The sequence below is a fragment of the Actinoplanes sp. NPDC049598 genome, assembly GCF_040675435.1.
In the GTDB taxonomy this organism is placed as follows: domain Bacteria; phylum Actinomycetota; class Actinomycetes; order Mycobacteriales; family Micromonosporaceae; genus Actinoplanes.
The window spans coordinates 53,042-73,624 of the sequence record NZ_JBFAOX010000041.1 but is presented as its reverse complement, the minus strand read 5'-3'; the positions used below and the strand labels follow the sequence as shown (position 1 = coordinate 73,624).

Below are 20,583 nucleotides of genomic sequence, written 5' to 3'. Positions count from 1 at the left end.
GGCATTCCTGCACGACTACAACCATCACCGGCCCCACACCGCAATCGGCAAGAACCCGCCGATCACCCGGTTGACCAACCTGGCTGGACATCACACCTAGCTCTGCTGGTCAGAGCCGCGCCAGGTCGGTCCGCATGTCCTCGATCGAGGCGATGCGGGGGATGAGCTTCACGATCTTGGACTCGTCGTCGACGAGCAGGGCGGCGGCGACGCCGTCCGGATCGCGCAGCTTCAGATGGCTGCGCAGCGTGCCGGTCGGGTCGTGCAGCGGGCGCACGGTCTTGCCCGCGGCCTGCGGCGTCGTGTTGGTCGGCGGGGTGTAGGCGGTGCTCGCGGCGGCCGCCGACGACACGGTGATCACGGCGATCTCGGGGCGCACCACGTCGACAGTGTCGGAAATCAGCTTGGCGCAGGCGCAACTGTCGACGAGCAGGATGACAGCGGGTAGTCGCTCCCCCAGCGACACGGGGCGGCCGTCGGCGTTGAGCAGCTCCAGCGCCGGCAGCGTGGTGGCGGGCTCGTCGGTCGTGGTCGCCGTGCGCTGTGTGGCGGGCTGACGCGGCGGGCCGGGCCAGGCCGAGGCGAAGAGGCTGGCCACCGTGACCAGCACGGCCATCGAGATGATCAGGACCGGGGCCCGCACCGCCTTGTGGGCCAGCCGGCGCACGCGGCGGATCGCCGGGCGGCGGGTGAAGCGCTGCCAGCGGGTCGGCGGGCCGGAGAGGCGCAGCTCCTCGCGGACCGCCTCGACCTCGTCGGAGAGCTCGGAGAGATCGTCGGGGATGACGATGACGCCCCACTCCTCGGGCAGGTCGGGCAGGTCGTCGGGCGAACCGCCATCCGACGACCATCCGCCGTTGTCGCTCGCACCAGCCATGACTCACCCTCCCCCCGAGGTCTTTCTTCGGTCGGGGACCTTGCTCCCAGCCTTCCTCACGCGACGCTCGACCGCCAGTAGTGCGCGCTTCCGGACCTTAACGATAAGCTTGACCTCACAAACGCCCTAGGTACGAAATATCCGACCCGAGGGTCAAAGCGGTCACCCTTTCGTCACTTTGTGTTACGAAGGCAGCTCGCGGCGCTTCTGTCAAGCCGTAGAAAGGCCCGTCACAGGGCCCCTGAGCTGCACTAACAGTCACCGGCAGGGTGGGACATCGCCGCCTGAGCGTGTTACCCTAGACACAGCGAAAGGGGCTTCGAACCTATGGTTTTCAGTGTCGGCGAGACCGTTGTTTACCCCCACCACGGGGCCGCACTCATCGAGGCAATCGAGACTAGGGTCATCAAGGGCGAGGAAAAGCAGTATCTGGTCCTGCGCGTCGCCCAGGGCGACCTGACTGTTCGGGTGCCCGCTGAGAACGCCGAGATCGTCGGCGTGCGCGAAGTGGTCGGCGAGGAGGGCCTGGGCAAGGTCTTCGACGTCCTCCGCGCTCCGCACACCGAGGAGCCGACCAACTGGTCGCGGCGTTACAAGGCCAATCTCGAGAAGCTTGCCTCCGGTAACCCCCTGAAGGTTGCCGAGGTCGTTCGCGACCTCTGGCGTCGTGAGCGTGAGCGTGGCCTTTCGGCCGGCGAGAAGCGCATGCTCGCGAAGGCTCGTGACATCCTGGTCGGTGAGGTCGCTCTTGCGGAGAAGAGCACCAAGGACGAGGCCGAGGTTCTCCTCGACAAGGTCCTCACCGAGGCCTGATCTACCCAGAGACACAACATCAAAACTTGTGTTTTCAGGACCGCGACGTGACCCAGCAGCTTAGTGCTCGGGGTGACGTCGCGGTCCTGGTTCCGGCGGCAGGTGCCGGCCTGAGGCTCGGCCCGGGCGGGCCCAAAGCCCTGCGCCTGCTCGCCGGCGAACCGCTGCTCGTGCACGCGGTCCGCCGCGTCGCGGCGGCGCCGTCGGTGCGCCTCATCGTGGTCGCCGCTCCAGCGGCCGAGGTCGAGGCGGTTCGAGATCTGCTGGCGCCGGTCGCGCCGGTCACCGTGGTGGCCGGCGGGGCCGAGCGGCAGGAGTCGGTGGCCCGGGCCCTGGCCCAGGTTCCCCCCGAGGTCGCCATCGTGCTGGTCCACGACGCCGCGCGTGCCCTCACCCCACCCGAGCTCATCGAGTCGGTGGCGGCCGCCGTCCGCGACGGCCATCCCGCGGTGATCCCCGCCCTGCCCGTGGTGGACACCATCAAAGAGGTCGGCCCCGGCGAGACGGTCCTGGGCACGGTCGACCGCTCGGTCCTCCGCAGCGTCCAGACTCCGCAGGGTTTCCGCCACGACGTCCTGGCCGCCGCCCACGCCGCGGCCGCCGACCACCTCACCGACGACGCCGGCCTGGTCGAGAAGGCCGGCCTCCCCGTGACCTGCGTCCCCGGCTCCGAGCTGGCCATGAAGATCACCCGCCCGCTCGACCTGATCCTCGCCGAGGCCCTCCTCAACCTCCCCTGACCGGCCGCCTCGGTAGCCTGGGCCGGTGATCAATCAGCGGGTCGGTATCGGGACGGACGTGCATGCCTTCGAGGCAGGGCGGCCCTGCTGGGTGGCCGGGTTGTTCTGGCCCGATGTGGTCGGGCTGGCGGGGCACTCCGACGCTGATGTGGCTGCGCACGCCGCTTGTGACGCGCTGTTCGGGGCGGCCGGGCTGGGTGATCTGGGCAGCAACTTCGGCACGTCGCGACCGGAGTGGGCCGGCGCCTCGGGCTCGGCCCTGCTCGCCGAGACGGCCCGGCTCGTGCGGGCGGCGTCCTTCGAGGTCGTGAACGTCTCGATCCAGGTGATCGGCAACCACCCCAAGATCGGTAAGCGCCGCGCCGAGGCCCAGGAGGCCCTCTCGACGGCCGTGGGCGCCCCGGTGACGGTCTCCGGCACCACCACCGACGGCCTCGGCCTGACCGGCCGCGGCGAAGGCCTGGCCGCGATGGCGGTCGCCTTGATCGCCGCCGGCTAGGCCGTCTTCGCACCCCCACAGGTGGAGTTTTGGGGGAGCGCCTACCCTCGACTCGTGGCCGCGCCCCTGGATCCGGAGACCACGCCCGAGGAGTACCGGCAGCGTGCGTTGTTGCTGGCCGACCTCGGCCGCTATGACGAGGCGGCCGGGGAGATCGCCGCGGGCCTGACTGTCGCGCCCGAGGATCCGAGCCTGCTGGCGACCCTGGCCCGGGTGCATCTGGCGGCCGAGCAGCCGGCGGAGGCGCTGGTGGCGGCCGAGCGGGCGGCCAGCGCGGCCCCGGCGGAGATCACCGCGCTGGTGGTGCGGGCGATGGCGTTGTCCGACAGCCGGCAGTTCGGGGAGGCCGCGCGGGTTGCGGGGGAGATCCTGCGGCAGTGGCCCGCGGATGCGTACGCCCAGCGGACCGGGGCGGCGCTGCTCAGTGAGTCGCGCAATGGCCAGGAGGCGCTGAACGCCGCGTGGAACGCCGTGCGGGTGGCGCCGGCTGAGGCGGAGGCGCATCTGGTGCTGGCCGTTGTGGCGGCCCGGCTGCGGCTTTTCGATCTGGCGCAACGGGCGTACGCCCAGGCGTTGGATCTTGATCCGTCGATCGGGGACGCGCAGCGGGACATGGGCATCGTCCGGTTCGAGCGGCGGCGGTGGGCGCGGGCGCTGGAGGATCTGGCCGACGAGGCGACGCTGCCGGTGGCGCCGGACACCGAGGGTGACTATCCGAACCCGTTCCCGCGGCCTTACCCGGCGCCGGACCGGCCGGATGAGCCGGAGCCGGCGGCCACGGCGCACTGGACCGAGGTGCCCGCGGTCAGCCGGCCGACCGGGTCCGTGCTGGATGTGTCGGAGACCTCGGCCGAGCAGGTGCGGCGTTATGCGCTCTACGGTGCGAACGCCACGCAGATCGCGGCCGTCGTCGCCGGGCTGATGACGCTGGCCAGCGACGGGATCTCGCGGATGTGGGCCGGGCTGATCGGGGTGCTGATCTTCCTGGGGATCACGTTCACGCTGAACCGGAACGTGCCGGAGCCGCTCGCGGCCGTGCTGACGCGGCTGCGCGCCCATGATCGGCGGCTGGCCGCGGCGGCGTACGTCGGGTTTGTCGCCCCTCTGCTCTTGCTGGTCTATGCCCTGGCCGGCGGCATCGTGGCGTTGGTGTCGGCCATGGTCCTGGCCGCGATCGCCGAGCTCTTGATCTTGACGAGGCGCTGAGAAGCCGGTCTCAAGCGGTGACCCGAATCGAGGAGATCAAGCCCTCGCGGACGGCCGCGAGGCCCGCGTCGAGGGCGCCCAGCAGCACCGCGTCGTCGTCGATGGCGGTCAGGGCGATCGGGCTCTCCAGTGGCGCCGCCCGCCGCATGGCCCGGGTCACCGCCGCTAGCAGTGTGCCCCCGCCGGCCTGGGCGATCGGCCCGGCCAGCACCACAAGGTAGGGGTCGAGGACCGCTACCACCGCCGCCAGTCCCACGGCGATGCGGTCGGCCAGCCCGGTGATGAAGTCGCCCGACGAGGTCGGGTCGGCGGCCGCCGCGCTGACCGCCTCGGCCGGCGTGCGGCCCGGAACGCCGTTGTCCCGGGCCAACTCCAGGATGGCCGCGCCGCCGAAGAGGTGTTGCAGGTCGAGCTTGCGGTCGGCCGAGTCGGGTGAGTAGAGCGGCATGTAGCCGATCTCGCCCGCGCCGCCCCGGGCGCCCCGCATCAGCGTGCCGGCCAGGTCGATGGCCAGGCCGAGGCCTTCCTGGCCGAGCCAGAGCAGGGCGAAGCCCTCGGCGTCGCGGCCGACGCCGCGTTTGCGTTCGGCCACCGCGGCCAGGTTGACGTCGTTGTCCACGCCGACCTCGGTGCCGAGGGCGGCCGCTATGCGCGGCACCAGCCCGGCCGCGCCGAAGCCGGGCAGGTGCACGTGGCGGATGGTGGTGGCCTGCGCGTCGTAGGAGCCGGCCACGCCGAGGCGTACGTGCCGGATCCGCTCGGCCGGGACGCCGGCCTCCTCGCGCAGCCGGGCCACGACGTCGACCAGGGCCGCCATCGGGTCGCTGGTCAGGAAGTCCACCCGGGACTCGGCGCGGCCGACGATCTCGCCGGTGAGGTCGCAGAGCGCGGCCACCACCGTGGGCTCGCCGCTGGGGCCGATGTCGCGGGCGTAGAGGGCGGCCGCGTAGGCCGCGCCGGGGTTGGCCGCGTAGATCTCGGCGTTGGGGCCCGGGCGCCCGCTGTTGTGGCCGACCACCGTGACGAGCCCCGCGTCGGTGAGCCGGCGCAGCACCTCGGAGATGGTCGGGGTCGACAGCGCGGTGAGCTTGCGGAGGTCGGAACGCGTCAGCCGGCCCGGGTCGAGCAGGTGGGCCAGGGCCGCGCTCTCGTTCATGGCACGGAGCAGCTTCGAGGAGCCGGCCAGACGGGTCACCCGCCGGACGTTAGGGGCGGGCGTCGATGCATGTCAAGGCTCATCGAGCCTTATTGATAAAGTTGGTTAACTGTTCTAACGTCTCTGCCGCGCGCGCCAACCCCTCATCCCCCCTCCGCGAGGAGCGCCATGATCCGCGCAAGAAGAGTCGTTTACGCAGGTGTAGCCGTTGCGGTCCCCGCCGCGGCGGTGATTTACGGGCTGCTGCCGGCCAGTGCCGCGGCCGCCGGGCCGATCACCGGCATCGGCGGCAAGTGCATCGACGTCGCCGGGGCGAGCTCGGCCAACGGCACGGCCGTCCAGATCTACGACTGCAACGGCAGCTCGGCCCAGAGCTGGACCGTCGGCAACGCCGACGGCAGCATCCGGGCCCTCGGCAAGTGCCTCGACGTCACCAGCGCCTCCACCGCCAACGGCGCCAAGATCCAGCTGTACGACTGCAACGGCACCGGGGCCCAGAAGTGGACCCCGACCGGCACCACGCTGGTCAACGCCGGCTCGGGCAAGTGCCTGGACGCCACCGGGCAGAGTTCCGCCAACGGCACGCGGCTGCAGATCTGGACGTGCACCGGCACGGCGAACCAGACTTGGAGTCTGCCCGGCGGTTCGACGCCGCCGACCACGCCGCCAGCCAGTGGGGTCAATTTGGATAATCCAGCCAAGAAGGACGTCGCGATGCAGCTCGTCTCGGCGGCCGAGAACTCGTCGCTCGACTGGCGGGCCCAGTTCGCCTACATCGAGGACATCAAGGACGGCCGGGGCTACACCGCCGGCATCATCGGCTTCTGCTCCGGCACCGGTGACATGCTCGAGCTGGTCGAGGCGTACACGAACACCAAGCCCGGCAACGTGCTGGCCAAGTACCTGCCGGCGCTGCGCTCGGTGAACGGCACCGCCTCGCACTCCGGCCTCGACCCCAACTTCACCCGCGACTGGCAGACCGCCGCCGCCGACCCCGTCTTCCAGGCGGCCCAGGAGGCGGAGCGGGACCGGGTCTACTTCAACCCGTCGGTCCGCGACGGCAAGGCCGACGGCGTCCGCGCCCTCGGGCAGTTCGCCTACTACGACGCGGCCGTCATGCACGGCTACGAGGGCATGCGCCAGATCCGCAGCGCCGCCCTCAAGCGGGCCAAGCCGCCGGCCCAGGGCGGTGACGAGCGCACCTGGCTCAACGTCTTCCTGGACGAGCGCGTCATCGAGATGAAGAAGGAAGCCGCCCACGACGACACCACCCGCGTGGATACCGCCCAGCGGCGCTTCCTCAACAACAGCAACTTCGACCTGAACACGCCGCTCGACTTCGCGGTCTACGGCCAGAACTTCCACATCGGTTGATGCGACAGCGGGGCCGGGGCTGATCAACAGCCCCGGCCCCACTAGTTTGTCGGCATGGTCGATCTCGTCATCGCCGGGGTGGCGGTCCTGCTGCTCGTGGCGGTCACCGTCGTGGTGGTACGCAGTGAGCGGCTCACCCGCGGCCGGTTGACCACCGCCCTCGTGGTGGCGGTGCTGGCCGCCGGCACGTTCGCGGTGACCCTCTACCGGAGCCAGACCTCTGGGGGTGAGCCGGCCGCCGCGCCGTCCGTGACTCCGCGGCAGGCGTTCGGCACGGCGGTGCTGTCGGTCAGCGTGCCGATGGGCTCCGGCGACAAATATCCGCAGGGTGCGCTGTGGCTCTCGCCGCCACGGCCCGGGCCGAACGCCTACACCGGCGACGTCTCGCTGCTCTGCTCGACGCCCGGCAAGGACGACAAGGTGCAGAACTGCACGGGCGCCGACAAACGGGTCTGGAGCGCCGAGCCGCTGGAGAAGCGGGCCACGATCGGGCCGGCGACGGGTGACCCGTTCACCGACCCGGCCGCGTGCGACGAGAGCAACGGCGTGACCTACGGCTCCGACTACGTCGAGCTCACCGCGGGCAAGGGGTACTGTCTGCACCGCGGCGAGGACGTCATCGCGATCCGCGTTCCGTCCTTTCCGGACGAGACGCCGCTACCGGCTTCCCTGACGGTTGAGGTGTCGGTCCTTCACTGAGGGCGGTTCCAGGTCCAGGCGTACGCCGTGTCCTCCACCGCCAGCCCCGCGTCGCACAGGTCGAGCGGGCGGAACGTGTCGATCATGACGGCGAGCTCGTCGAACGCCTCGGCCCCGAGCGCCCGCTCGACCGCCCCCGGCTGCGGCCCGTGGGTGAAGCCCGAGGGGTGCAGCGAGATCGAGCCCTGCTCGATGCCGGAGCCGCGGCGGGCCTCGTAGTTGCCACCGGTGTAGAACATCATCTCGTCCGAGTCGACGTTGTGATGGTTGTACGGCACCGGGATGGCCAGCGGGTGGTAGTCGACCTTGCGGGGCACGAACGAGCAGACCACGAAGTTCGGCCCCTCGAAGGTCTGGTGCACCGGTGGCGGCTGGTGCACGCGCCCGGTGATCGGCTCGAAGTCGTGGATCGAGAACGCCCACGGGTAGAGGCAGCCGTCCCAGCCGACCACGTCGAACGGGTGCTGCGCGTACACGTGTCTCGTCCAGCCGGCGCGGTGCTTCACGTACACCTCGACATCGGCGCCCTCGGCCAGCAGCGGCTCGCCGGGCCCGCGGACATCCCGCTCGCAGTAAGGGGCGTGCTCGAGGAACTGGCCGCGCACCGAGAGGTAGCGCTTCGGCGGTCCGATGTGGCCGGTCGCCTCGATCGTGAGCAGCCGGACGGGGCCGTCCTGGGGCACGATCCGGTGCACGACCGAGGTCGGAATGATCACGTAGTCGCCGGTGCCCACCTCGAGCGCGCCGAAGCTGGTCTCGACCAGCGCCCGGCCTTCCTCGACGTAGAGGCACTCGTCGCCGATCGCGTCGCGGTAGAGCGGCGACGGACGGTCGGCCACCACGTAGCCGACGCGGACGTCGTCGTTGGCCATGAGCGGGCGGCGGCCCAGAATCGCGTCGGCCGGACCGGCGTCGAGTTTGTGGGTTCGCAGATGGCGCGGTTTCAGGGGCAGATTCGGCGTACGCGTGCTCGCCGGTGGTTCGTACGTCTCGGCCGAGACGATTGCGGTGGGCGGGTGCCGGTGATAGAGCAGCGACGAGTCGGAGGAGAAACCCTCCTGGCCCATCAGCTCTTCGGCGTAGAGCCCGCCGTCGGGACGCCGGAACTGGGTGTGCCTTTTGTGCGGCACCTCGCCGACGGTTCGGTAGTACGGCAACGTCGCCTCCCACCCTTGATCTCGCCTGGTTGGCAAAACCGACATAGCGGACGTGGTTGTCCGCTTCTCGAAGCGTCTATTAGGTTCGGATTCGTGTCAACGCTGGTGCCTCCGCTCTTCGCCGGGCTGGTGGACGACGCGTCCCTGATGCCGCCGAGCCCGGTCAACGTGACCGACGCTGTCGCCAAGCACGCCGAACACCGCGACGGCTGGTTCGCCGGTCTGCTCGGGGCGTTGCTCGTCCCCGCCTCGCTGATCGGTGCCGACCTGAGCGCCGGAAAGCTCCCGGTCGCCCTGGTCGGCGACGTCGCCGTCAGCGCCGTGCCCATCGCCGTGGACAAGCTGCGCGCGGCCGGCGCCGTGGTTCTGCACCTCGAGGCCGCGGTGGCCCGCCGCGGCGAGGATCCGCAGCCCGGCCTGGCCAACCTGCGCGCCCTGGCCGGCGAGGACCGGTCCCTCGAGGTGTACGCGGAGATCCCGCTCAGCTGGGGTCTGCTGGCCGCCCTGGACGCGGTGGCCGAGGCCCGCGCGTCCGGTCTGCGGATGGCGCCGAAATTCCGGGTCGGCGGCCTCGCCGCCGAGCTCTTCCCGACCCCGGTCGAACTGGCCGCGGTGCTCTGCGCCTGCCGCGACCGGCGGCTGCCGTTCCGGCTGGCGGCCGGGCTGCGGCACGCGATCCGGCACACCGACCCCGAGACCGGCTTCACCCACCACGGCTTCCTCAACGTGCTCACCGCCTCGATCACCGCCGACCGCGGGGCCGAGGTGGCCGAGGTGGCCGAGGTGCTGGCCGCGACCCACCCGGTGCCGCTGGTCGAGGCGTGCCGGGCCCAGCGCGACGGGCCCCGGCCGCTCTTCGCCGGCTTCGGGGTGGCCAACGTGGTCGAGCCGCTCACCGAGCTGGTCCGGCTCGGCCTGATCAACGGCGGGTACGCGTAACCGGACAGCACGTTCGTGGTCGGATAGTTACTGTCTGACTACGTGGGAGGTGACGCTATGTCGACGGTCGTGGTGACCCGTCCGATCGACGCGCCGGTGGCGGTGGTCTGGCAGGTCTTCACCGACCTGAGCCGGCGCCGGGAGTGGCTCTCCGCCGTGACCCGGGTCGAGGTGCGCAGCCACGGCGAGTTCGGCGCGGGCACGGTGTGGCGCGAGACCCGGCAGATGGTCGACGGGGGCGAGGTGACCGAGGAGTTCCGGGTGCTCGAGTGCGTGGTGCCCGACCGCTTCGTGGTCACGTCGCCCGGCATCGGGGCCGACTACCGGATGACGTACTCCTTCCAGCCGGTCGTCTCCGGCCGGCACCGCGGCGGGACCATGGTGACGGTCGTGCAGGACGGCAGCCCGACCGCCCCGGCCGGCCGGATCCTCGCCCTGATCTTCGGCGGTCTGGCCGCCGAGACCGCGGAGGGCGCCCTCCGCCGCGACCTGGACGATCTGGCCGCGGCGGCCTGACATAACCTCTGCTGGTGCTCCGAGTGCTGATCCGTACGCTGGTGGCGCTCGTCGTAGCCGTCGCCGCCGTGGTGATCGGCTGGCGCGTGCTCGAGCCGGCCGAGGTGGCGTCCGCCGCGACGGCCCCCTATCCGGTCGCCGTGACCCGATCACCCCAGGTCACCGGCCGGACCAACCAGGCCCCGCTGATCGTCGGCGACGCCGTCCGGGTGTACGGGTCGCCGCGCCAGGTGCGGGCCGACTCTCCGGTCGACGCCAAGAGCGTGATGACCGCGATCTGGTCGCTGCGGCGCTGGCCGTCCGGGCTCTCCGGCGTCGTGGCGGTGGACGGCACGGTGGTCAGCCGCTGGGCCGACGGTTCGCTGATCGCCTTGTCGGCCCGCACCGGCAAGATCATCTGGCGGGCCGGCACCGGCATCGAGGCCCCCGCCTTCGACGGGCACCGGACCGGCGCCGCCACCGTCTGGGCGCCGGCCCACTTCTTCACCGGGGCCGGAGCGGTCCTGGTCAGCGGCTCGGGCCGGGTCAACGCGTACGACGCGGCCTCGGGCGCGCGGCGCTGGTCCGCGCCGATCTCGTGCGACGACGCCTTCACCACGGCCGGCGGCCAGTTCGTGTGCACGGAGCAAGCGTTCTCACTGGCCTCGGGCCAGGCGGTGAGCGGGTGGCCGGCCGGTCCGTACACGCCCCTGGGTTGTGGGGTGGCCTCTTCCTCATGCGGCGGGCTGCGGGACTCGGCCGGTCGGGGCTGGCTGGTCACCGGGGCGCGGCCGCAGCGCTCGGTGGTGCTCGACCGCCAGGGCAGCACCGTCGCCGACGGCCGCGCGATCCCGCCGCAGCCGGACGGCGCACAGGTGCTGGGCGCCGCGAGAGGCCGGCTCGTGCTGCTGACTGCGGACCGCCACCTCAAGGTCGTCGACGCCGTCACCGGGGCCACCAAGGCGTACTTCCCGCTCGCGGTCGGCACCGAGAAGCTCACCTGGAAACCGGGACTCTGGCAGGTCACCGAGGGCTGGGTCGCCATCGAGCGCCTCGACGGCGACGGCCCGGTCGACCCGGAGAAACCAGGTCATTACTTCACGGTCGACACTGTGATAATCGCCGCTGTCTGAGATCGGCCTTCGTCCTTTTTGCCCGGCCACACGGACGCCGATGAACCGCTAACCTCGACGCGCCGCCCGCGTTGAAAGAGGCATATGGGACAGCAGCGCACCAGCCGAATCGTGGTTCTGGACGGTATTCGGCTCTTGGCCGCCGTGATGGTGGCCTTCTATCACTTCGCCGGGCGCACCGACGTGACCGGAGCCTGGGACACCTCACCCGCGGTCGCCGTGTCCCGCATCCACGACGTCGCCAAGTACGGCTGGCTCGGCGTCGAGCTGTTCTTCATCATCAGCGGCTTCGTGATCTGTATGAGCGCCTGGGGGCGGGACACCAACTCGTTCATCCGCTCCCGGTTCCTGCGGCTCTTTCCCGCCTACTGGGCGGCCGTGCTGATCACGTCGGCAATCGTGCACCTGTGGCCGGTCATCGCCACCGCGCCGCCGATCACCGACATTCTGGTCAACCTGACGATGATGCAGTGGCCGCTCGGGGTGCACGGGGTCGAAGGCGTCTACTGGACGCTGTGGGCCGAGGCGCGGTTCTACCTGCTCTTCGCCGTGCTGCTGTGGCGCGGGCTCACGCTCGAACGCGTCATGTGGTTCGGCTACGGATGGCTGCTGGCCTCCGCGATCGCCTACACGAGCAAGGAACGCCTGCTGATCATCGTGCTCCAGCCGGAGTACGCGCCGCTGTTCGTGGCCGGCATCGCGTTCTACCTGATCCACCGCTTCGGCCCCGACCTGAAGAGGTGGGGTCTGGTGCTGGCGTCGTACCTGATGGCCCAGCACAACGTCCTGGCCCGCGTCGCCCAGACCGAGAAGGACAACATCAAGGCGCCCCTCTCCGACGGCGTCGCCATCCTGCTGGTCACGGCGTTCTTCGCCATCATGCTGGTCGTCGCCCTGGGCTGGACGTCCCGGATCAGCTGGCGCGGCCTGACCACCGCCGGCCTGCTGACCTACCCGTTCTACCTGCTCCACGAGAACATCGGCTGGCTGATCATCCGAGCCACCCGCGGCGCCACCGCGAACTGGCTCGTCCTGGCCTGGACGGTCGCCGTCATGCTGGCCTTCGCGTGGGTGGTGCACCGCTGGATCGAGCGCCCCCTGACCGCCTACTTGCGCAAGCACCTGACCCCACAGCCGCCGCCTCCGCGCCGCCCCGAGCCCGATGCCACCCAGGAACTCCCGCTTGTGCCCCACGCCCCAGCTTGGTCCTCCGCCGGCCAGCCGTTCAATCAGCAGCGAAGGGATCCCGTCCGAGAGCCGTCCTGATCGCTTCGCGGATGGAGACGGCCCGACCTTCGTGAGATCGACGCTTCAGCGGCGGCCGATGGACAGGACGGGCTTGGTGACCTCGGCGAAGAAGTCGTTGCCCTTGTCGTCGACGACGATGAAGGCCGGGAAGTCCTCGACCTCGATGCGCCAGACGGCCTCCATGCCGAGCTCGGGGTATTCGAGGACCTCGACGTGGCGGATGCAGTCCTGGGCCAGGCGGGCGGCCGGGCCGCCGATCGAGCCCAGGTAGAAGCCGCCGTAGGACTGGCAGGCGCGGGTCACCTGGCCCGAGCGGTTGCCCTTGGCCAGCATGACCAGGGAGCCGCCGGCGGCCTGGAACTTCTCGACGTACGAGTCCATCCGGCCGGCCGTGGTCGGGCCGAACGAACCGGACGCGTACCCCTCGGGGGTCTTGGCCGGGCCGGCGTAGTAGACCGCGTGGTCGCGCAGGTACTGCGGCATGGGCTCGCCCGCGTCGAGGCGTTCGGCGATCTTGGCGTGGGCGATGTCGCGGGCCACGACCAGCGGGCCGCTCAGCGACAGGCGGGTCTTGACCGGGTACTTGGACAACTCGGCGCGGATCTCGCTCATCGGGCGGTTGAGGTCGACCTTGACCACCGGCTCGTTGCTGACGTCGACGTCGGGCAGGAAGCGGGCCGGGTCGGTCTCGAGGCGCTCGAGCCAGACGCCGGACGGCGTGATCTTCGCCTGGGCCTGGCGGTCGGCCGAGCAGGAGACGGCGATCGCCACCGGGCACGACGCGCCGTGCCGGGGCAGGCGGATCACGCGGACGTCGTGGCAGAAGTAGCGGCCGCCGAACTGGGCGCCGATGCCGAAGTCCCGGGTCAGCTCGAGGACCGCGGCCTCCAGCTCGACGTCGCGGAAGCCGTGCCCGGCCATCGTGCCGTGCCGGGGCAGGTTGTCGAGGTACTTGGCGCTGGCCAGCTTGGCCGTCTTGAGCGCGTGCTCGGCGCTGGTGCCGCCGATGACCACGGCCAGGTGGTACGGCGGGCAGGCCGACGTGCCGATCAGGCGCAGTTTCTCGTCCAGGAACTCCATCATCCGCGCCGGGTTCAGCAGCGCCTTGGTCTCCTGGTAGAGGTACGACTTGTTGGCCGAGCCGCCGCCCTTGGCCATGAAGAGGAACTTGTACGCGTCGGGCTGGCCGCCCGGGTCCTCCGCGTACAGCTCGATCTGGGCCGGAAGGTTCGAGCCCGTGTTGCGCTCGTCCCACATGGTCAGCGGGGCCAGCTGCGAGTAACGGAGATTGAGCCGGGTGTACGCCTGGTAGACGCCCTGCGCGATGGCTTCCTCGTCGGTGCCGTCGGTGAGCACGTGGCGCCCGCGCTTGCCCATCACGATCGCCGTGCCCGTGTCCTGGCACATCGGCAGCACGCCGCCGGCCGCGATGTTCGCGTTGCGCAGCAGGTCGAGGGCGACGAACCGGTCGTTGGCCGAGGCCCGCGGGTCGTCGATGATCGAGCGGAGCTGCGACAGGTGGGCCGGGCGCAGGTAGTGGGCGATGTCGTGCATCGCCTCCGCGGTGAGCTGGGTGATCGCGAACGGCTCGACCGTGAGGAACTGCCGGCCGCCCGGACCGGCGACGACATCCACACCCTCGTCCGTGACCAATCGGTACTCGGTCATGTCGTCGCCGATGGGCAACAGCGGCGAGTACGTGAATGCGGCGCCTCTGCTCATGAGCGGCAAGCCTAGACAAGCCGCGGCGCCTCATGCGAACCGCTCCGCCCTTGCCCACATACCAGTTGGGTCAAGCCCAGGGGACGTACGCCATGTCGCGCCCCGAGACGGCGATCATTCCCCCTGGTCCGACCGCGAAGACCTGGGCGCCGGTACGCACGTCGGCCAGCAGTCGCCCGGTGGCGGGGGCGATCGCCACGATTCGGTCCGGTTTCCGACTGGCCACCACCGCGGCGTACGGGGTAAGGGCAGCCGACGCGTTCGCACCCACCTGCCGCTCCCACACAGTGTGATTGCCCCGGAACGCGTAGCCACGGAACGTGTTCTTGCCGGCGTTACGGATCACCGCGTGGTTGTCGTTGACCGCCAGCACGTTCTCGTTCTTGGCGCCGTGCCACAGCACCCGGCCGTCGTGCGCGGCGAGCAGCTCCTCGCGCCCGACCGGGTCGACACCCAGCAGCACGTCCTCGCCGCCGGCCGGGTCACGCTCCTGCTTGCAGTTCGAGCCGTTGTCGGCCGTACGCAGATTGAGCCCGTCCCGGGTCCACACGGGCGACGGCGACGGCGGGTCGGTTGCGACCACTCCGTAGTAGCAGGTGCCGTCACCGGGCGTACCGCTGACGGTCAGAACCCGACCGCCCGCAATGGCCACCCGCTGGTTTTGATCGGGCCGCACGGTCTGGGTGACCTTCCCGGTGGCCGTGTCCACCACCCGCACCTGCCCGTCGTCGGGCAGCCCGATCAGGCTCGGCATCAGCCGCGGCCGCGCCACGTCGTCGTCCACCCGATCGGCCGTGAGCTGCCGGGTGTCGGGCAGATCGGGGTTGGCCGCGTTGAGCACGAAACCGATGCCACCCGTGTCGACGGTCCACAGTGGCTTATTGCCGCGCGGGGCCCACGCGGTCAGCCGGCAGTCGCCGCCCTTCGCGCAGTGCAGATCGAGAAGACCATTGCGGTACGTCCACACGGCGGTGGCCACGGTGTCGGCCCGCAGCACCGACCCGCTGTGCGGATCGAGCACCTGGTAGCCCTTGGTGAGCAGCCGGCCGGTGGCGACCACCGCGTCGTCGCCGTCCCCGGCGACCGAGGCCCAGTCGGCGTCGCTGTCCCACAGCTTCACACCGGCGGTCAGGCCGTACGCCTCGACGGACGTCCGGTACTCGACGACCACCGCGTCGCCGACGATCGCGACGCTCTGCGGGCTGCCGCCGATCCGCTGCTGCCACTGGGCGGCGTCGCCGGCGATCGGCTCACTGGTGTTGACCCAGGACCACACCTTCGGCCACGGGTTCCACACCCCGGTCGTGGCCAGCACGACGACGATCACGATGGCGACCAGCGCATAGCCCTTCCACGGGCTGCCACCGGACGCCATGCGCGACACGCTAGCCAGGTCAATCACCCGGACGACGGATCTCGATGCGCCCGTGTCGATCGGGTATGTCGGGAAGATCACCTATGGCCGAGGGGCAACTGTGCAAGTTGCACTGTGAGGGCGCCGTTACGGCGAGTCGATCGCGCAGACTGCGCAACCGCCGAAGCGCATGTTGCCCAACGCTGTGACCTGCGACAACCTCAGCCAATGACGCAGACGATGGAACACGGGACCCGCACCGCCGACGTCTTTCCGGTCAAGGGCGTCGATCATCTTCAGTTCCTCGTGGGCAACGCCAAGCAGGCCGCCCACTATTACGCCACTGCCTTCGGCATGAAGCTCGTCGCCTACCGCGGCCCCGAGCAGGGCTACCGGGATCATGCCGAGTACGTCCTGGTCAGCGGCTCGGCCCGGTTCGTGCTGACCGGCGCCGTGCACGCCGGCGCGCCCGGCGCCGACCACATCACCAAGCACGGCGACGGCATCCGCGACATCGCGCTCGAGGTGCCCGACGTCGACGCCGCCTACCGGCACGCCACCCGGGCCGGGGCCCGCGGCGTCACCGAGCCGTACGACATCAAGGACGAGCACGGCACGGTCCGGATCGCGGTGATCGCCACCTACGGCGACACCGTGCACTCGCTGATCGACCGCTCCGGATACGACGGCCCGTTCCTGCCCGGCTTCGTGGCCCGCCAGCCGATCGTCGACCGGCAGCCCGCGATCGACGCCGGTCTGCAGCCCAAGCGGTACTTCCAGGCCGTCGACCACGTGGTCGGCAACGTCGAGCTGGGCCGGATGGACGAGTGGGTGGAGTTCTACCGCCGGGTCATGGGCTTCACCAACATGGCCGAGTTCATCGGCGACGACATCGCCACCGATTACTCGGCGCTGATGTCCAAGGTCGTCGCGGACGGCACCCGCAAGGTCAAGTTCCCGCTCAACGAGCCGGCCGTCTCCCAGCGCAAGTCGCAGATCGACGAATACCTCGAGTTCTACGGCGGGCCGGGCGCCCAGCACGTCGCGGTGGCCACCAACGACATCATCGCCTCGGTCGACGCCATGCGGCAGGCCGGTGTCGAGTTCCTGAACACCCCCGACTCGTACTACGACGACCCCGAACTGCGGGCCCGGATCGGTGAGGTGCGGGCGCCGATCGAAGAGCTGAAGAAGCGCGGCATCCTGGTCGACCGGGACGAGGACGGCTATCTGCTGCAGATCTTCACGGCCCCGGTGCAGGACCGGCCGACCGTCTTCTTCGAGCTGATCGAACGGCACGGCTCCCTCGGCTTCGGCAAGGGCAACTTCAAGGCCCTCTTCGAAGCCATCGAGCGGGAGCAGGAGCGACGCGGCAATCTGTAACACTTGAGGGTTATTCACGACCGACCTCGAGCCCCACTCAGCCGCAGGTCGACCGCTTCCTTGCCACCGTCGTGAATAATCCTCATTACCTGGTCGCCGCACTCAGAAACCGCCCAGGCCCAGGTCGCTAAGGTTCTTCCATGAGTTCGCTGCCCGCCGGTTGGTACAAGGACCCGGCCGACCCCGACACCCAGCGCTACTGGGACGGTGAAGGCTGGCTCGGCAAGGCCATCCCGGCCGACGCGACGCCGCCCGACGGCCCGCCGCCGGTCGAGGAGGAGCCCCCGCCGGCCGCAGCTGCTCCGACTTCCGTGCCGCCGCCTGGATCGCCGACCGCAGCGGGCCCGCCCCCAGTGGGCCCGCCGCCCGGTTGGCAGCAGCCCCAGGCCGGCCCGCCCCCCGGTTCGCAGCCTGGTTGGCAGCAGCCGGCCGCGGGTCAGCAGCCGGGCTGGCCGCCCGCGGGTCAGCAGCCCGGATGGCAGCAGCCTCCGGGCGGGCAGCAGCCTCCGCCGCCCGGATGGCAGCAGGTGCCGCCGCAAGGGTGGCCTCAGCAACCCGGTCCGCCGCCCCCCGGTTGGCAGCCGCCGCCGGGGTGGCAGCCACCGCCCGGGTGGGAGCGGATGCCACCCGGCATGCGCGCCTCGATGTACCCCGTACAGGCCCGCCCGCACGGCTACGCGCTGGCCGGGCTCGGCCCGCGGCTGGTCGCCCGGCTGCTCGACATCCTGGCCGTGCTGCTGCTCAACGTGGTGGTCAACGGCTGGTTCGCCTACCAGTGGGCGAAAGAGTTCGTGCCGATGTACCGCGCCACCCTCGACGAGATGGCCAACGGCGGCAGCGCCTTCGACGTGCAGGCCTCGGGCCGGATGGACGGCCTGCTCTGGGCCATGCTGATCGTGGCGACCCTGCTGTGGCTGGCCTACGAGGCGCCCGCCATCGCCGGCAGCGGGCAGACCCTCGGCAAGAAGGTCATGCGCATCAAGGTCGTGGCGGTCGAGAACACCGAGCCGCTCGGCTTCGGCCGCGCGTTCGGCCGCTGGGCGCGGCTCGGCCTCTGGACACCGGCCTGGGGCTGCGCCGGCATCGGCTTCGTGCTCCAGCTGATCGACTGCATCTCGCCGGTCTTCGACCAGCAGCTGCGGCAGGCGTTCCACGACAAGACGGCCCGTACGGTCGTGATCGCCCTGCCACCCCACGACCGCCAACCGGTCGACGCCACCACGGGCGGCTCCAACGGCGCCCCTACCAACTGATTTGAGGGACGATGACCCGCCTCACTCGCGCTGACCTCGACGGCCTGCCCGCGTACGTGCCCGGTCGTAATCTCGCCGATCTGACCCGGGAGCTCGGCATCGCCGAGGCGGTCAAGCTGGCCAGCAACGAGGTTCCGTACGGCCCCCTGCCCGGCGTGCCCGAGGCGGTGACCGAGGCGATGCTGAACGTGCACCGCTACCCCGACATGGGTGTGGTGGCGCTGCGCGACAAGCTGGCCGAGCGCCTGGGCGTGGCCGCCGACCGGATCGTGACCGGCTGCGGCTCGGTGGCCCTGGCCGAGATCCTGGTCAAGGCGACCTGCCTGCCCGGCGACGAGATCGTCTACGCCTGGCGGTCCTTCGAGGCGTACCCGATCATCTCGGCCGGTGTCGGCGCGACCAGCGTCCGCGTGCCCAACACCCCAGGGCACGCCCACGACCTGCCCGCGATGGCCGAGGCGATCACCGACCGGACCCGGCTCGTCTTCGTCTGCAACCCGAACAACCCGACCGGCAGCGCGGTGCCGAAGGCGGAGCTCGACCGTTTCCTGGCCGCCGTGCCCTCGGACGTGCTGGTGGTGCTCGACGAGGCGTACCGCGAACTGGTCACCGACCCGCAGGTGCCGGACGGCGTCGACACGTACGGCGACCGCCACAACATCGTCGTGCTGCGCACGATGTCCAAGGCGTGGGGCCTGGCCGGCCTGCGCATGGGCTACCTGGTCGCGCAGCCCGAGGTGGCCACGGCCATCCGCAAGGTCCTGACGCCCTTCTCCACCAGCCTGGTGGCTCAGGTGGCGGCGCTCGCCGCGCTCGATCAGGAGGCGGAGGTACGCCGCCGGTGCGCGCTCGTCGTCGCCGAGCGTGAGCGGGTGACCGAGGCGCTGCGCAAGCTCTCCGTCGACGTGCCGGCCAGCCAGGCCAACTTCGTGTGGTTGCCGCTGGGTGACCGCTCGGCCGCCTTCGGCCAGGCTTGCGAGAGCCGCGGCGTCATCGTCCGCCCCTTCCAGCCCGACGGCGTCCGCGTCACCATCGGCACCCCCGAGGAGAACGACCTCTTCCTGGCCGCCGCCGAAGCCGCCCTCGAAGCCTGACCCGCCCGGCGGCGTGCCCCCAGCCATGGCCGCTCCCCACCGCGGCGCCGCGCCTCACCGCGGCGCCGCTCTCCATCTCGGCGCCGCGCCTCACTGTGGCGCCGCTCCCCACCCTGACGCCGCCCCGCCCGCGGTCGGCTGTGTCGGGGAGGTGGCCGCGGCTGCGTTGGTCCGCCGGTCAGGCGGCGAGTTGGGCCTCGACGCGGTGGTGGTCTTCTTCGCTCAGGCGGGCGGGGAAGACCTCACGGCCAAGGGTGGCCACCAGCAGGACGGCGACGACGGCCAGGGCCGAGGTGACCAGGGGCAGCACGCCCAGGTGGCCGGCCCGGACCAGGCGTTCGCCGAGGAAGGCGCCGCCGCCGATGCCGATCTGGAACGCGACCACGTAGACGGCGGAGGCGGCGTCGCGGGCCCGGGGCGCAACCCGCAGCGGCGCGCTGGCCAGGAAGACCGGCAGCGTGGTGAACGCGCCGCCCCACAGCAGCGCCGCGAGCACGGTCGGCACCACCCCGAGCACCGGGGCGAGCAGCCCCGCCGAGACGGCCAGCACGATCAGCAGCCCGGCCACGATCTGACCCGGCCGCCGGTCCGAGTGCCGGCCCAGCAGGAAGTTCGCGAGCAGCCCGACCGCGCCGTAGCCCAGCAGCAGCGCGCTGAGGGCGACACCCTCGAGGCCGGCGTCTCGCCGCACGAGCGGCGCGATGTACGTGTACGCCGCGAAGTGCCCGATCACGACCACCGCGGTGATCAGGCAGAGCATGGCGACCCTGCGGTCCCGGATGATCGACACGGCCGCCCGCAGCTGCGCCCGGGGCCGCACGTTCAGGTCATGCGGCAGGGGCTGCAGCTTCGGCAACACCCGCAGGAGCAGCAGTACGCAGACCGCGCCACCGACGGCCATCGCGCCGGTCGCCACCCGCCAGCCGAGCCACTGGCCGAGCGCCGTACCGAGTGGCACGCCGAGCACGATGGCCAGCGAGTTGCCGACGAAGACCAGCGCCGTGGCCCGCCCGGCCTGCCCCGGCGGCGCCAGACGCGCGACGACCGGACCGTTCACCGACCAGAAGACGCCGTGCGCGAGCGCGCAGATCAGCCGCGACAGCGTCAGCACCAGAAAGGTCGGCGCGAACGCGGCCGCCGCCTGCGACACCACGAAGATCGCCACGGTCACCGCGATCACCGTGTGCCGGGGCACCCGCATGGTGAGCGCCGTCAGCGGAATCGTGCTCAGCGCGGCCACCACGGCGTAGCTGGTCAGCAGCAGACCGACGTCGGCCTCGCTGACCGAGAGCCCGTCGGCGATCTGCGGTAACAACCCGACCGGCAGCGTCTCCGCGGTCACGTAGAAGAAGGCGGAAGCCCCGATGACGGCCAGCGCCGGACGATTCATACTCACCGCCGCAGAATAAACTCTGGAAACGAGCAAAAGAAGGGATCCTTT

19 protein-coding genes are annotated in these 20,583 nt (G+C 71.0%); 13 read left to right on the top strand and 6 right to left on the bottom strand.

What is annotated here, in order from left to right; all coding sequences use genetic code 11:
• Positions 1-109: 109 nt before the first annotated feature.
• Positions 110-877: a hypothetical protein gene (locus AB0J66_RS46970; RefSeq protein ID WP_364675213.1), complete on the bottom strand. Its 768-nt coding sequence runs from the start codon at positions 875-877 to the stop codon at positions 110-112.
• 327 nt (positions 878-1,204) lie between these two features.
• Here AB0J66_RS46970 and AB0J66_RS46965 point away from each other — a divergent pair, with 327 nt between their 5' ends.
• The 4 genes from AB0J66_RS46965 to AB0J66_RS46950 are packed head-to-tail and all read left to right on the top strand — an operon-like array spanning position 1,205 to position 4,135.
• Positions 1,205-1,690: a CarD family transcriptional regulator gene (locus tag AB0J66_RS46965; RefSeq protein ID WP_030443670.1), complete on the top strand. Its 486-nt coding sequence runs from the start codon at positions 1,205-1,207 to the stop codon at positions 1,688-1,690.
• A gap of 47 nt (positions 1,691-1,737) precedes the next feature.
• Complete coding sequence (ispD, locus tag AB0J66_RS46960; protein WP_364675210.1) at positions 1,738-2,430, top strand: 2-C-methyl-D-erythritol 4-phosphate cytidylyltransferase; 693 nt, start codon at positions 1,738-1,740, stop codon at positions 2,428-2,430.
• A 25-nt stretch (positions 2,431-2,455) separates the two neighbouring features.
• Positions 2,456-2,929 (top strand): 2-C-methyl-D-erythritol 2,4-cyclodiphosphate synthase, encoded by a 474-nt coding sequence (gene ispF, locus AB0J66_RS46955; protein ID WP_364675207.1) that lies wholly within the window; start codon positions 2,456-2,458, stop codon positions 2,927-2,929.
• 54 nt (positions 2,930-2,983) lie between these two features.
• Complete coding sequence (locus AB0J66_RS46950; protein WP_364675205.1) at positions 2,984-4,135, top strand: hypothetical protein; 1,152 nt, start codon at positions 2,984-2,986, stop codon at positions 4,133-4,135.
• A gap of 10 nt (positions 4,136-4,145) precedes the next feature.
• Here the strand turns inward: AB0J66_RS46950 and AB0J66_RS46945 are convergent, their stop codons facing one another.
• Positions 4,146-5,330 (bottom strand): ROK family transcriptional regulator, encoded by a 1,185-nt coding sequence (locus tag AB0J66_RS46945; protein WP_364675202.1) that lies wholly within the window; start codon positions 5,328-5,330, stop codon positions 4,146-4,148.
• A 189-nt stretch (positions 5,331-5,519) separates the two neighbouring features.
• Here AB0J66_RS46945 and AB0J66_RS46940 point away from each other — a divergent pair, with 189 nt between their 5' ends.
• Entirely contained in the window at positions 5,520-6,665 is a 1,146-nt protein-coding gene (locus AB0J66_RS46940; RefSeq protein ID WP_364675200.1) for a chitosanase, read from the top strand.
• 54 nt (positions 6,666-6,719) lie between these two features.
• A complete protein-coding gene (locus tag AB0J66_RS46935) occupies positions 6,720-7,364 on the top strand; it encodes a hypothetical protein (RefSeq protein ID WP_364675198.1) in 645 nt (214 codons plus the stop codon).
• Here the strand turns inward: AB0J66_RS46935 and AB0J66_RS46930 are convergent.
• Positions 7,358-8,521 (bottom strand): homogentisate 1,2-dioxygenase, encoded by a 1,164-nt coding sequence (locus AB0J66_RS46930; RefSeq protein ID WP_364675195.1) that lies wholly within the window; start codon positions 8,519-8,521, stop codon positions 7,358-7,360. The genes AB0J66_RS46935 and AB0J66_RS46930 overlap by 7 nt on opposite strands.
• Positions 8,522-8,614: 93 nt before the next feature.
• Between AB0J66_RS46930 and AB0J66_RS46925 the strand changes: the two genes are divergently transcribed.
• The 4 genes from AB0J66_RS46925 (at position 8,615) to AB0J66_RS46910 (ending at position 12,354) form a co-directional block, all read left to right on the top strand.
• A complete protein-coding gene (locus AB0J66_RS46925) occupies positions 8,615-9,460 on the top strand; it encodes a hypothetical protein (protein ID WP_364675193.1) in 846 nt (281 codons plus the stop codon).
• Positions 9,461-9,517: 57 nt separating this feature from the next.
• Entirely contained in the window at positions 9,518-9,976 is a 459-nt protein-coding gene (locus tag AB0J66_RS46920; protein WP_364675190.1) for an SRPBCC family protein, read from the top strand.
• 14 nt (positions 9,977-9,990) lie between these two features.
• On the top strand, positions 9,991-11,088 hold the full coding sequence (locus tag AB0J66_RS46915; protein ID WP_364675188.1) for a PQQ-binding-like beta-propeller repeat protein: 1,098 nt from the start codon (positions 9,991-9,993) through the stop codon (positions 11,086-11,088).
• Between the two features lie 84 nt (positions 11,089-11,172).
• Positions 11,173-12,354, top strand: a complete 1,182-nt coding sequence (locus tag AB0J66_RS46910) for an acyltransferase (RefSeq protein ID WP_364675185.1) — start codon at positions 11,173-11,175, stop codon at positions 12,352-12,354.
• A gap of 45 nt (positions 12,355-12,399) precedes the next feature.
• On the opposite strand, the gene AB0J66_RS46905 is transcribed toward AB0J66_RS46910, so the two are convergent.
• Complete coding sequence (locus AB0J66_RS46905; protein WP_364675181.1) at positions 12,400-14,058, bottom strand: fumarate hydratase; 1,659 nt, start codon at positions 14,056-14,058, stop codon at positions 12,400-12,402.
• 70 nt (positions 14,059-14,128) lie between these two features.
• A complete protein-coding gene (locus AB0J66_RS46900) occupies positions 14,129-15,433 on the bottom strand; it encodes a hypothetical protein (RefSeq protein WP_364675178.1) in 1,305 nt (434 codons plus the stop codon).
• Positions 15,434-15,640: 207 nt separating this feature from the next.
• Between AB0J66_RS46900 and hppD the strand changes: the two genes are divergently transcribed.
• The 3 genes from hppD (at position 15,641) to hisC (ending at position 19,142) form a co-directional block, all read left to right on the top strand.
• The gene (gene hppD, locus AB0J66_RS46895) at positions 15,641-16,795 is read left to right on the top strand and encodes a 4-hydroxyphenylpyruvate dioxygenase (RefSeq protein ID WP_364675175.1); all 1,155 of its coding nucleotides are present in this window, start codon (positions 15,641-15,643) and stop codon (positions 16,793-16,795) included.
• Between the two features lie 140 nt (positions 16,796-16,935).
• On the top strand, positions 16,936-18,048 hold the full coding sequence (locus AB0J66_RS46890) for an RDD family protein (RefSeq protein WP_364675172.1): 1,113 nt from the start codon (positions 16,936-16,938) through the stop codon (positions 18,046-18,048).
• Positions 18,049-18,059: 11 nt separating this feature from the next.
• Entirely contained in the window at positions 18,060-19,142 is a 1,083-nt protein-coding gene (gene hisC, locus AB0J66_RS46885) for a histidinol-phosphate transaminase (RefSeq protein WP_364675169.1), read from the top strand.
• 178 nt (positions 19,143-19,320) lie between these two features.
• Here the strand turns inward: hisC and AB0J66_RS46880 are convergent, their stop codons facing one another.
• Positions 19,321-20,532 carry an MFS transporter gene (locus AB0J66_RS46880; protein WP_364675221.1) on the bottom strand — a complete coding sequence of 404 codons (1,212 nt, stop codon included), beginning with the start codon at positions 20,530-20,532 and terminating at the stop codon, positions 19,321-19,323.
• Positions 20,533-20,583 lie beyond the last annotated feature (51 nt).

Excerpts from the sequence above, each read along its gene's own strand:
- AB0J66_RS46920 (WP_364675190.1), top strand. The coding sequence starts at position 9,518 with ATGTCGACGGTCGTGGTGACCCGTCCGATCGACGCGCCGGTGGCGGTG.
- hisC (WP_364675169.1), top strand. The coding sequence starts at position 18,060 with ATGACCCGCCTCACTCGCGCTGACCTCGACGGCCTGCCCGCGTACGTG.
- AB0J66_RS46900 (WP_364675178.1), bottom strand. The coding sequence starts at position 15,433 with ATGGCGTCCGGTGGCAGCCCGTGGAAGGGCTATGCGCTGGTCGCCATC.
- AB0J66_RS46965 (WP_030443670.1), top strand. The coding sequence starts at position 1,205 with ATGGTTTTCAGTGTCGGCGAGACCGTTGTTTACCCCCACCACGGGGCC.
- AB0J66_RS46935 (WP_364675198.1), top strand. The coding sequence starts at position 6,720 with ATGGTCGATCTCGTCATCGCCGGGGTGGCGGTCCTGCTGCTCGTGGCG.
- AB0J66_RS46880 (WP_364675221.1), bottom strand. The coding sequence starts at position 20,532 with ATGAATCGTCCGGCGCTGGCCGTCATCGGGGCTTCCGCCTTCTTCTAC.
- AB0J66_RS46970 (WP_364675213.1), bottom strand. The coding sequence starts at position 877 with ATGGCTGGTGCGAGCGACAACGGCGGATGGTCGTCGGATGGCGGTTCG.
- hppD (WP_364675175.1), top strand. The coding sequence starts at position 15,641 with ATGACGCAGACGATGGAACACGGGACCCGCACCGCCGACGTCTTTCCG.
- AB0J66_RS46910 (WP_364675185.1), top strand. The coding sequence starts at position 11,173 with ATGGGACAGCAGCGCACCAGCCGAATCGTGGTTCTGGACGGTATTCGG.
- AB0J66_RS46890 (WP_364675172.1), top strand. The coding sequence starts at position 16,936 with ATGAGTTCGCTGCCCGCCGGTTGGTACAAGGACCCGGCCGACCCCGAC.
- AB0J66_RS46905 (WP_364675181.1), bottom strand. The coding sequence starts at position 14,058 with ATGAGCAGAGGCGCCGCATTCACGTACTCGCCGCTGTTGCCCATCGGC.